Annotated in this window: 11 protein-coding genes and 1 riboswitch; of the genes, 4 read left to right on the top strand and 7 right to left on the bottom strand. The window is 67.9% G+C overall.

The features are described from left to right. Nucleotides 1-274: 274 nt before the first annotated feature. Nucleotides 275-1186 (bottom strand): MBL fold metallo-hydrolase, encoded by a 912-nt coding sequence (locus GIW57_RS09765; protein WP_236510319.1) that lies wholly within the window; start codon nucleotides 1184-1186, stop codon nucleotides 275-277. A gap of 167 nt (nucleotides 1187-1353) precedes the next feature. Beyond that, nucleotides 1354-1992 (bottom strand): NAD(P)H-binding protein, encoded by a 639-nt coding sequence (locus GIW57_RS09760; protein ID WP_099821588.1) that lies wholly within the window; start codon nucleotides 1990-1992, stop codon nucleotides 1354-1356. A 105-nt stretch (nucleotides 1993-2097) separates the two neighbouring features. On the opposite strand from GIW57_RS09760, the gene GIW57_RS09755 reads away from it, so the two are divergent. Together GIW57_RS09755 and gph are read left to right on the top strand one after the other, a co-directional pair. Continuing rightward, complete coding sequence (locus GIW57_RS09755; RefSeq protein WP_108265056.1) at nucleotides 2098-3027, top strand: LysR family transcriptional regulator; 930 nt, start codon at nucleotides 2098-2100, stop codon at nucleotides 3025-3027. Nucleotides 3028-3154: 127 nt separating this feature from the next. Further along, on the top strand, nucleotides 3155-3823 hold the full coding sequence (gene gph / locus GIW57_RS09750; protein ID WP_236510316.1) for a phosphoglycolate phosphatase: 669 nt from the start codon (nucleotides 3155-3157) through the stop codon (nucleotides 3821-3823). A gap of 120 nt (nucleotides 3824-3943) precedes the next feature. Here the strand turns inward: gph and btuB are convergent, their stop codons facing one another. Further along, nucleotides 3944-5785 (bottom strand): TonB-dependent vitamin B12 receptor, encoded by a 1842-nt coding sequence (gene btuB, locus GIW57_RS09745; protein WP_100462794.1) that lies wholly within the window; start codon nucleotides 5783-5785, stop codon nucleotides 3944-3946. 117 nt (nucleotides 5786-5902) lie between these two features. Continuing rightward, nucleotides 5903-6124: riboswitch (cobalamin riboswitch) on the bottom strand. 176 nt (nucleotides 6125-6300) lie between these two features. Here btuB and GIW57_RS09740 point away from each other — a divergent pair. Beyond that, the gene (locus GIW57_RS09740; RefSeq protein ID WP_100465667.1) at nucleotides 6301-6879 is read left to right on the top strand and encodes a histidine phosphatase family protein; all 579 of its coding nucleotides are present in this window, start codon (nucleotides 6301-6303) and stop codon (nucleotides 6877-6879) included. 33 nt (nucleotides 6880-6912) lie between these two features. Here the strand turns inward: GIW57_RS09740 and GIW57_RS09735 are convergent, their stop codons facing one another. After that, the gene (locus tag GIW57_RS09735) at nucleotides 6913-7275 is read right to left on the bottom strand and encodes a TfoX/Sxy family protein (protein WP_132826048.1); all 363 of its coding nucleotides are present in this window, start codon (nucleotides 7273-7275) and stop codon (nucleotides 6913-6915) included. Then, nucleotides 7272-7754, bottom strand: coding sequence for a GAF domain-containing protein (locus tag GIW57_RS09730; protein WP_100462796.1), 483 nt, complete (start codon nucleotides 7752-7754; stop codon nucleotides 7272-7274). Before GIW57_RS09730 ends, GIW57_RS09735 begins: the two co-directional genes overlap by 4 nt. 67 nt (nucleotides 7755-7821) lie before the next feature. Here GIW57_RS09730 and bioD point away from each other — a divergent pair, with 67 nt between their 5' ends. Then, nucleotides 7822-8508, top strand: coding sequence for a dethiobiotin synthase (gene bioD / locus GIW57_RS09725; protein ID WP_236510313.1), 687 nt, complete (start codon nucleotides 7822-7824; stop codon nucleotides 8506-8508). An 82-nt stretch (nucleotides 8509-8590) separates the two neighbouring features. Here the strand turns inward: bioD and GIW57_RS09720 are convergent, their stop codons facing one another. Beyond that, a complete protein-coding gene (locus GIW57_RS09720) occupies nucleotides 8591-10033 on the bottom strand; it encodes a PLP-dependent aminotransferase family protein (protein WP_236510310.1) in 1443 nt (480 codons plus the stop codon). A gap of 213 nt (nucleotides 10034-10246) precedes the next feature. After that, nucleotides 10247-10972, bottom strand: a complete 726-nt coding sequence (msrA, locus tag GIW57_RS09715) for a peptide-methionine (S)-S-oxide reductase MsrA (protein ID WP_236510307.1) — start codon at nucleotides 10970-10972, stop codon at nucleotides 10247-10249. Between the last annotated feature and the right edge of the window lie 7 nt (nucleotides 10973-10979).

Raw genomic sequence — 10979 nt, 5'->3', positions numbered from 1 at the left:
CGATGGCTTTGACCGACGTGGAGGTCTTGCAGGCTTCTTTGGCGACCTGCAGTTTGAATCGAGCTTCGTACCTGTTCATGTATCCCTCGGGGTTGGATCTGGCGTCCAACTCCCGGGGGTCACTTCATGGATGGGTTTACGGCGTCCCCCGCAACCGGACCCACCCCGCCAACCCACGGAATGCCCGCTTTTGCCGTTGCCGTTGCCGTTGCCGTTGCCGTTGCCGTCGATTCGGCAGGTGCAGGGCGCAGCCCTGCAAAAGAAAACCCCTACCTTACGGCCACTGCATCTCGCCCTTGGCCACCTTCGCACTCAACTCCAGCGACGCCACGCCCGCCAGCTTCGGATAGCGCACCTGCATCGCCTTCACCAACGCCGCACTGTCCTTGGCCTTGGCTGTTTCAACATCGAAGGCACGGATGTACTCCGCCGTGAAGCGCAGCGCACTGGCATCCAGTGCCGCGCCCTCTGCGTAGTGACCGGGCACCACCACCTTCGGCTTCAACGCCTGCAGCTGCTGCAGCGTGCGCAGCCAATCGGCATGCGACTGCGGCGTCTGCGTGTCGGCCATCCACACATGCTCGCCGGCCACCACCGGAATGCCCCCGACGATCGCGCGCAGCGACGGCACCCACAGCACGCTGCGGTCCGGCGTCGGGCCATCCAGGCCGATCAGCGGCAGGCGCTGGCCTTCCAGTTGCAGCGCATCGCCTTCCAGTACGGCTGGCACCACGATGCGTGCGGGAACGTCGGCGCCCATCTTCGGCCCCCAGTACGCCAGCTTGCCGGCCTGGGATTCACGGATATGCGCTACGGTCTGCGCGGTGGCGACGATGCGCGCCTGCGGGAACGCGTCCTGCACGGTGGCCAGGCCGAAGTAATAGTCCGGATCGCCATGGCTGATGTAGATGGTGGTCAGCTGCTTGCCGCTGGCGCGGATCTGCTCGACCAGCCGGCGCGCATCGCCGGCAGCGAACTGCGCGTTGACCAGGATCGCATCGTTGCGCCCTTCGATCAGCACCGAGGACACCGAGAACATCGCCTGTGGGCCGGGATGGAAGGTCTGCAGGCGCAGCTGGGATTTCGCGGCGCTGGCAGGCGCAGGGGCGGCCGGTTCGGCCAGCAGCGGGGTGCTGGCGAAGCTGGCAGCCAGCGCGAGGGGAAGCAGCAGGGCAGCGATACGCATGGGGAAGTCCTCGTGTAGAGCCGAGCCATGCTCGGCTGCATGTTTTTTGCGTTGAGTCGAGCGTGGGCTATGCCGGGCGTCCTTGCCCGGCCCCCTACGGGCCGTCGCAAGCGACGTTGGCAACGGCTCCTGCCGTTGCCTTCGGATCTACAGAACAAGCGTGTCGATCAGTACGCCGCCGTGATGATCTGCTTGGGGTACTTGCGCGCTTCCAGTTCGGCGACGAACGCGGCGCCGTAGTCGGCGTAGCTGATACGGCTGTGGCCGCTGGCATCGGCGAGGAAGGCCTTGGGCTGCACACGATACTGCCCACGCTCTTCACCCGGGCCGATTTCGGCCGCCGGCGAGAAGAAGGTCCAGTCCAGGTCATCCACTGCCTGCAGGCGGTTGAAGGCTTCACGGTGGGCCAGCGCGTAGGGCTTGTAGGCCTCCGGGAAGGTGGGAGTGTCGACCAGCTGCACGCCGGGGGCGACTTCCAGGCTGCCGGCGCCACCGACCACCACCAAGCGCGGCACGTTGGCCTTGCGGGCGGCGTCGGCCAGCTGTGCGGCAACCTCGCCGACGCGGCCGATGTCGTCGCCCGGGCGCGGGCCGTAGGCGCTGGCCAGCACATCGTGGCCGGCAATGGCGGCGACCAGGGCATCCTGGTCATCCAGCGAGGCGATGACCGGATGGGCGCCGGCCAGCTCGGCCGGCAGGTCCTGCGCGCTGCGCACGATGACGGTCAGTTGGTGGCCGTTGGCCAGCGCGTGGCGGGCGATCTGGCGGCCGATATTGCCGGTGGCACCGACGAGGGCGATCTTCATGGCAGGACTCCGTGGGGTAGGGCGGGGGAATGGGGCCACTGTAGGCCGCTGCAGTCGCTCGAAAAACAGCGTATAACGCGCTTGTTTGTTGCATGGATCGAGCAGATGGACCGATTGACCGCCATGACCGTGTTCGTCGAAGTTGCCGAGCGCGGCAGCCTGACCGCCGCCGCCGAGGTGCTGGACATGTCGCGGGCGATGGTCAGCCGCTACCTGGCCGAGGTGGAGGGCTGGCTGGGCGCGCGGCTGCTGCACCGGACCACGCGGCGGGTCAGCCTGACCGGGGCCGGTGAAGCCGCGCTGGCGCGTTTCCGGCAGATGCTGGCAATCGGCGAGGAACTGCAGGGCGAGCTGGCCAGCGACGATCCTGAGCCGCACGGCACATTGCGCATCACCGCCAGCGTGTCGTTCGGGCAGAGCCATCTGGCGCGCGCAGTGGCCGCCTTCGTGCAGCGTCATCCGGCCGCACGCATCGAACTGCTGCTGGTCGACCGCACGGTCAACCTGGTGGAGGAGCGCGTCGACCTGGCGGTGCGCATCGCACGGCAGATCGATCCCAGCCTGATTGCACGTCGCTTGGCGATCTGCCGCTCGGTGCTGTGCGCGACGCCGGCCTACCTGCAGGCACGTGGCACGCCGACTGCACCTGAACATCTCGCCGCGCACAACTGCCTGACCCATCACTACGTCGGCAAGAGCCTATGGCAGCTGCATCGCGAAGGGCGTTCGTTGTCGGTTGCGGTGGGCGGCAACATCAGTGCCAATGAAGCATCGCTGCTGCTGGAGGCCGTGCGCGCCAATGCCGGCATCGCCATGTTGCCGACCTACCAGGTCGCGCCGTTGCTGCGCAGTGGCGAACTGATCGAACTGCTGCCCGAGTACAGCCTGGACGAGCTCGGCATCCATGCGGTGTACGCGTCGCGTCGACAGCAGCCCGCTATCATGCGGCGATTCCTGGACTTCCTCGCCGAATGCTTCGCGAGCCCGGCCTTCCAGGATCTGGACTGGCGCCCTTCGGGCAAGGAGAACACATGAACCATGGACAGGCGTTGATCGACCACAACCGTGCCGCCGGGGACCGCCAGGCCAGCCGCGCACGCCAGATCGGCTGAAAGCGCGGGCGTACAATGGACGGCCCCACGTTGCACGAGTGAGCCGTCCCTTGTCGTATCCCTATCCGCTGGTCGTATTCGACCTCGATGGCACGCTGGTCGACAGCGCCGCCGATATCGCCGAAGCGCTGAACCGCACGCTGGAAGACATCGGCCTGGCGCGCGTACCCGAAGCCACCGTGCTGGGCTGGATCGGCGACGGCGTGCGCCGGCTGGTCGAACAGGCCGTGCAGGCTGCCGGGCGCGACATCGATCTGGCAGCGGTGATGCCCACGTTCATGGTCCACTACCGCGAATGCCTGCTGCGCAGCCCGCAGCTGTTCGATGGCGTGGTCGAAGCGCTGGCGCAGTTGCGCGCGTTGAACGTACCGCTGGCCATCTGCACCAACAAGCCGGCCGCGCTGGTGCCGCCGTTGCTGCAGCACCTGGGCATCGCCGAGGCTTTCGCGCTGGTGCTGGGCGGTGATTCGCTGCCGCAGCGCAAGCCCAGCGGCGAGCCGTTGCGGCATATCGCCGCGCATTTCGAGCTGCCCGTCGATGCGTGCCTGATGGTGGGCGATTCGCTTACCGATTACCGCGCCGCCGAAGACGCCGGCATGCCGATCGCGCTGGTGCGTTACGGCTATCCGCGCGGACTGGACCTCGACAACGCGCACGCAGTTGCGGTGATCGACGACCTGCGCGAACTGCCGGGCCTGGCTGCAGGCGTTCCGGTGTAGAGCCGAGCCTGCGCTCGGCTGCTTCGATGCCTGAGCCGAGCATGGGCTCGGCTCTACAAGTAGATCGACGCCATGCGTCGATGGCATCAGGGGGCGCCGGGCAATGCCCGGCGCCTCTTTTCACTTCGGTTGGTAACGCACGCTCAGCTGGTACTCGCGGCCGGGCTGGTTGAACCACGCCACGGTCTCGTACTCGCGGTCGAACACATTGGCCACCCGCGCCAGCACCGACCATGCCGGGGTCAGCGCGTACTCGGCGCGCAGATCCAGCGTGGCGTAGCCGCCGACCTTCACCGCGTTGGCGGCATCGTCGTAGCGCTTGCCCGCGCCCTGCACGGTCAGGCCAGTGCGGAAGTCGCCGAAGCGGCGGTCGATGTCCAGGCGCGCGGTCTGCTGCGCACGGCGTGCCAGCCAGTTGTCGAACTGCGCGCTGCCGCTGGTGCGGTTGCGCGGATCGGTGAAGCTCAGCTGCGCGTTGATGTCGAAGCCCGCCACGGTGGCGCCACCGGTCAGTTCCGCACCGCGGATGCGTGCCTTCTCGACCTGCTGCATGCGGAAGGTGGCCGCGTCATAGGTGATCAGGTCATCGATGCGGGTCTCGTACACATCCAGGCCCCAGCGCCAGCCCTTGCCCTGCTGCGAGATGCCGAGGTTGGCGCTCTTGGACTTCTCCGGGTCCAGCGTCGGCACGCCGCTCCAAGGGTCGTACAGGTCGCTGAAGGTCGGCGCCTTGAACGCGGTGCCGTAGCTGGCGTTGACGCGCAGACCGTGGCCCAGCTCCATCGCCCAGCCGAGGCTGCCGGTGGCGTGGTTGCCGAACTGCTGGTTGTCGTCGTTGCGCGCGCTGGCCTGCAGCTGGTGACGGCCGAAGCGCGCCTGGTACTGCAGGAACACGCCGGTATTGCGGCGGCTGTCGACCAGGTAACCGGCGCTGCTGCCGTCCAGGTTGTCTTCGCTCCAGTCCACGCCGGCGCTGAGCAGCTGGCCTTCGGCCACACCGATGTCGGCCTGCAGCGAGGCGCTGTCGCGGTGCGTCTGTGCGCTGCCGCGTGCACCGAAATCACCGACGTTGTCGGACTCGTTGTCGCTGCGGCCGACGTTGGCAGTCAGCGTCAGCTGCTCGGACGGGGTGTAGCGCACCTTGCCGGCCAGTACCTGCTGGCGGGTCTCGGAGTAGTTGTAGTAGCCGTCGTAGTGGTTCTTGCCGTCGGCGCGCAGGGCGCTGCCTTCCACGGTCCACTGGTCGCTCAGGTTGTAGCCACCGCGCAGGCTCTTGGACAGGTTGCGGTAACCGTCGCGGTCGGGTTCATCGGCGAAGCAGCCGGCAAACAGTGTGGCCGAGCCACGGCAGGCATCGATGCCGTCCGAATGCTGGTAGGCGATGTCGGCGCCGAACCAGCCGCGTTCGGTGCCACCACCGATACCGCCACTGGCTTCACGCAGGCCGTTGCTGCCGCCGCCCAGCTGGAAGTGCGGAGCGAAGTCGCCCTGGTTGCGGCGGGTGAAGATCTGGATCACGCCACCGATGGCGTCGGCACCGTACAGGCTGGACTGCGGGCCGCGCACGATTTCCACGCGCTCGATCTGCGCCAGCGGCAGATCCTGGTACATCGCCAGGCCGAGGTCGGCGCTGTTGATGCGCACGCCATCGACCAGCACCACGGTATGCGAGGAGTTGGTGCCACGCAGGAACAGCGAGCTCTGTTTGCCCAGGCCACCGGCATTGGTCAGGTTGATGCCGGCGCGGCCCTGCAGCAGTTCCTGCAGCGAGGTGGCCTGGCTGGATTCGATCTGCGCACGGTCGATCACCTGCGCAGGCGCAATGCTGTCCTGCAGGGCGATCGGCGTGCGGGTGGCGGTGACCAGCACCTGATCGAGGTCGGCGGCGCGATCTTCGGCCAGGGCCAGCGCAGGAAGAGCGGCCAGCACGGCCAGGGACAGCATTCGGGACTGCAGTTTCATCGGGGGGACTCCAGGTGCCGCGCACGCCCGCGCAGCGAAGGGGAGGAGTCACAACAGGCAGGCACGCGCCGATGCCGTGGCCACCGCCACAGACATCCAGCGCCATGCCCACCGCATCGCGACCTGAGGCTTCCGGGCCGGTCTCCGGGCTCGCCGCCGGGTGGCCCGAGGCCACCGTCCAGGCGCCTTCCCATGCCTGCGGCACAGTGGCGGGTTGCCTGGAACTGACGTGCTTACCGTTGCGGGGGCAGCGCCGGCATGGCGTGTTGTCACGCGTCACCGGCTTCCCGTTTCAACCTGCCGGCAGGGCCGCAGGTCACCTGGAAGTGCGCGCAGTCTACGGCATCGCGGCCGGCCCGTAGCGTTGAACCTGCGCGCCTGGACAGGCGCGAATGCACTTGCACGGTGCAGCAGACCTGCGCCAGCGCCTAGAATGCAGCTCGAATTATCGTGGTGCCGTTGCCGATGTCCGTCTGTTTTCCGCTGTACCCGCGCCGCCCGTACTGGGCACGCGCATGATCCTCGACCTGGTCCGCCATGCCGGCAACGGTCGCGATGAGTTCCTCGATGGCCGCAGCGATCCACCGCAGCTGCCCCGCCTGCCGCAGGAGCTGGTCGACGCCTATGCCGGGCAGTCGTGGGAACGGGTGATCAGTTCGCCGCGCCTGCGCTCGCTGCATACGGCGATGGCACTGGCCACACCGCGCGCGCTGGACGTGGAGGCGGACGAGGAGTGGGAAGAACTGGATTTTGGCGACTGGGATGGCCAATCGCTGTTCGACCTGCCGGAAGACGCGTTGGCCGCCTTCCACGCGGATCCGCATGCGTTTCCGCCGCCGCATGGCGAGAGCTGGGGTCATTTCGAACGACGCATCGCACGCGCGTTGGATCGACTGCTGGATGACGACGACCCGGTGCCGACGGTCGTGGTCAGCCACGGCGGTCCGATGCGCATGGTGCTGTCGCAGGTATGTGGCCTGCCGATGTCGCTGTGCTGGGCGCTGCGCATCGACCACGGCACGCGCCTGCGCGTGTGGGTCGAGCGCGGTGAAGCAGGGCTGGTGGGTGAGCTGCTGGAGCTGCAGCAGCCCTGAGCGCGCTCGCCGGGCATGGCCCGGCGCTACCGATCAATCCTCGTCGGCGCTTTCGGCCGTGCCTTCTTCGCCGTCGTCCTCGGCGTCGAAGCGCTGCTCATGCACCGGGCCTGATGCCGGACCTGCGGCCTTCAGCGGATGCACGGCGATACGTGCTTCGTAGTCCTGCACCAGTGCGGTGCGCTGTGGTTCGCTCAGTTCCTGCCAGTGACAATCCAGCAGCGCACCTTCCAGCGAATACAGCAGGTTGAGGCTGGGCTTGAAGCCGGCGCGCTTGACCTTGACGAAGGCACCGACGGCACCGATGGCGACCAGATCCTCGCGGCTGCGCAGACCGACCTGGCGCAGCCATGCTGCACTCTTCGGGCCGATGTTGCGCAGCTTGACCGCGCTCACGCCAACGCCCCGACGAACACGTGGGCGATGGCTTCCAGACCGGTCTGGTCCTCAGCATCGAAGCGGCCGACGACCGGGCTGTCGATATCAAACACGCCGATCAGCTCCTCACCCCGGACCAGCGGCACCACCAGCTCCGAGCGCGATGCAGCATCGCAGGCGATATGGCCGGGGAAGGCTTCCACGTCTTCGATGCGCTGGGTCACGCGCTGGCTTGCGGCCGCACCGCACACGCCCTTGTCCAGCGGAATGCGCACGCAGGCCGGCAGGCCCTGGAACGGACCGACCACCAGTTCCTTGCCGTCATACAGGTAGAAGCCCACCCAGTTCAGGTCGGGCAGGGCGTGGTAGACCAGTGCAGCGAGGTTGGCCGCATTGGCGATGCGGTCGGACTCGCCGTAGACCAGGCCACGGGCCTGTTCGAGCAGCTGGGCGTATTGTTCCGGCTTGCTGCCGGTGAGCGAGGCGTTGGCGAACATGGCCGCAGTCTAGCAAGCGTGCCGGGCCAGCGATAATGCAGGCTCTGTTGCCCTGCTGGAGCCTGTGATGTCCCTGCCTGCCACGTTGCCGACGGCCCTGTTCGTCACCGGCACCGATACCGAGATCGGCAAGACCGCCGCCAGTACCGCGCTGCTGCACGCGCTGCGCCGGCGCGGCCTGCGCGCGGTCGGCATGAAGCCAGTGGCCAGCGGCAGCCACGATCTGGGGCAGGGCCTGCGCAACGACGACGCCCTGGCATTGCGGGCCGCCAGCCTGCCGGTGCCGGACTATGCCGATCTGAACCCCTACGCATTGCGCCAGCCGTTGGCGCCGGAGCTGGCGGCGGCAGAAGATGGCGTGCGCATCGAACTGGCACCGATCGTGGCGGCCTTCGAACGCCTGCGCGCACAGGCCGACGTGGTGGTGGTCGAAGGCGTGGGCGGCTGGCTGGCGCCGCTGTCGGCGCAGCTGGACCAGCTTGATCTGGTGCGAGCACTGCGGCTGCCGGTGGTGCTGGTGGTCGGCCTGCGCCTGGGCTGCGTGAACCACGCGCGGTTGACCGCGCAATCGCTGCAGGCCTGCGGCGTGGACTGCGTGGGTTGGATCGGCAACCACATCGATCCGTCGATGCAGCGCCAGGATGAGAACTTCGCGACCTTGCAGCAGCGCCTGCCGATGCCCTGCTGGGGACGGCTGCCGCATCTGCCGGGAGCCGGTGGCGAAGCGTTGAGCATGTACCTGCACGACGCGTGAGGGTAGCGCCGGGCCATGCCGGGCGAGCGTGCAGCGCGGTAAGCAGAGAAGCCGCCGGGCATGGCCCGGCGCTACCGATCCATCAACGCGCCACCAGCGCCCGCGCGATCGCACCCAACCGTTCCACCGCACCGATGAAGCGCGCGTCCAGGGTCTGGCAACACGACAACCGCAGGCAATGCCGGTACCGCGCGCCACGCGAATACACCTGGCCCGGCATGAACACGATGTCCTCCGCCAGAGCGCGCTCGAACAGTTCACGGGTGTCCACGCCCGGCAGCTCCAGCCACAGCAGGAAGCCGCCCTGCGGCTCGGTGGCGCAGGTGCCGGCGGGGAAGTGCTCGGCGACCAGCTGCCGCAGGCGACCGACCTGCTCGCGGTACAACCGGCGCATGCGATGCAGGTGGTGCTCGTAACTGCCTGCTTCCAGGTAGGCGGCCACCGCATCACCGAGCAGTTGCGGTTCGCCGCCGGTGGACTGGAATTTGAGCAGCGCGATGCGTTCGGCGAAGCGTCCGCCATCGAGCCAGCCGATCCGGTAGTCCGGTGCCAGCGTCTTCGAAAAGCCGCCGACCACCATCACCCAGCCATCGCGGTCGAACGCCTTCAGCAAGGGTGCCGGCGGCTCGCAGAACTGCAGTTCGGCATACACCGCGTCTTCGATCAGCGGCAGCTGGCGTGCGTTGACCAGCTCGGCCAGGCGTCGCTTGTCGGCGATCGGCATCGTGCAGCCCAGAGGGTTGTGTACGGTCGGCATCACCACCAGCGCCGCCAGCGGCGTGTGCTCCAGCAGTGCGTCCAGCGCATCCACGTCCAGGCCGCGCTGCGGATGGGTGGGCAGTTCGATCGGCTGCAGGCCGAGCGTGGTCAGCAAGGGATACAGGTTGAAGTACGAGGGCGCTTCGATGCCGACGGCATCACCGGCCTGGGTGACCGCGCGCAGGGCCAGCTGCAGCGCCTCCATCGCGCCATGGGTCAGCAGCAGGCGCTCGGCATGGGTATGCAGGCCCAGCCGGGGCCCACGCCGCACGATCTGCGCCAGCAGGCGCTGCGAACCGTTGGGGCGGGCATAGGTTTCCACGGTCTGCTGGCCATGTCGCAGCACCTGTGCGGTATGCCTTGCCAGCTGCGCACCCGGGTAGAACTGTCGTCCGCGCGGGCCGGCAAAGGCCAGGTCGACCACACCGGGGCGGCGCTGTGCTTCCAGCACGCGAGCCATCAGCACCTGCTGTAACGGCGCAGTGGGTGCTGACGGTGCATCGCGCAGCGATCGCTGCGGCGCCGACAGTCGCGGCGCGACTTCGAAGCCGGCCTTCGGCCGTGGAATGACCAGTCCGGCGTCTTCCAGCTGGCGATAGGCCGCAATCACGGTGTTCAGGCTGAGCTGGCGCTGCGAAGCCATCTGCCGCAGCGACGGCAACCGGCTGCCGACCGGCAGGCGCCCGCCGTGGATGGCTTCAGCCAGCTCGTCCGACAGCCGCTGGTAGCGGGGTGGGATCATCGTGGTGGTGTCTTCTGTATCCATCGACTCGACCCGCATCTGGCTCTGTACCCATGATGCCGACGAGCCTAGCATGTCGTTGTCGGCCGGGCCTGATCGGGGCCGGGTCGATACTTCCCAAGCGCACGGCCCTGTGGCCGTGCGTCTTTTTTTGTTGTGTGTAGAGCTGAGCCCATGCTCGGCTGCTCTTCCGCCAACAGCAGCCGAGCATGGGCTCGGCTCTACAGAAGAGGGGGGTCACCGCATCGGCACCAGCGCCGGATCGCGGCGGTACAACGCCGGGAACTGCTTGCCGAGCGCGGCCAGCTTGGGCGCGTCGTAGTAGCGGATGTACGCGGCCTGCGGGAAGTTGCTCATGTAGTTCTGGTGGTAGCTCTCGGCGGGGTAGAAGCGCTGGCCACTGCCCACCTGGGTAACGATCGGCGCACGGTAGCTGCCGGCCTGGCCAAGCTGACCGATGTAGGCACGGCTTGCTGCCTGCTGGCGCGTGTCATCGACGAAGATCGCCGAGCGGTACTGGCTGCCGTGATCGGGCCCCTGGCGGTTGAGCTGGGTCGGGTCGTGCACCACCGAGAAGAACACCTGCATCAGCTGTCCATAGCTGACCTGGCGCGGGTCGTAGTCCACCTTCACCGCTTCGGCGTGGCCGGTGCGGCCACCGCTGACGCGCTCATAGCGGGCATCGGTGGCACTGCCTCCGATGTACCCGGACACCGCGTTGCTCACCCCTTTGACGTGCTGGAACACGCCCTGCACGCCCCAGAAACACCCACCGGCGAAGACCACGCTGGCGTGGCTGGCGTCATCGCGGAACGCCGCATCGCCGCTGGGCGCAGGCAGCGCCTGCACCTGCGTCGTGGGCTCGGCCGCTGCGGCCACCGCACCGCGGTCCACCAGCAGTACACCCGCCACCAGCGCGGTGGCAACCAGGCCGGCGACGCCCTGTTCGAAGGAGAGTTTCATCATGTGC

This window comes from Stenotrophomonas sp. PA-6-5C (assembly GCF_021605635.1).
Lineage (GTDB): Bacteria > Pseudomonadota > Gammaproteobacteria > Xanthomonadales > Xanthomonadaceae > Stenotrophomonas > Stenotrophomonas lactitubi.
Note: the sequence above shows the minus strand (reverse complement) of the source record. Positions and strands in the feature narration are given on the sequence as shown.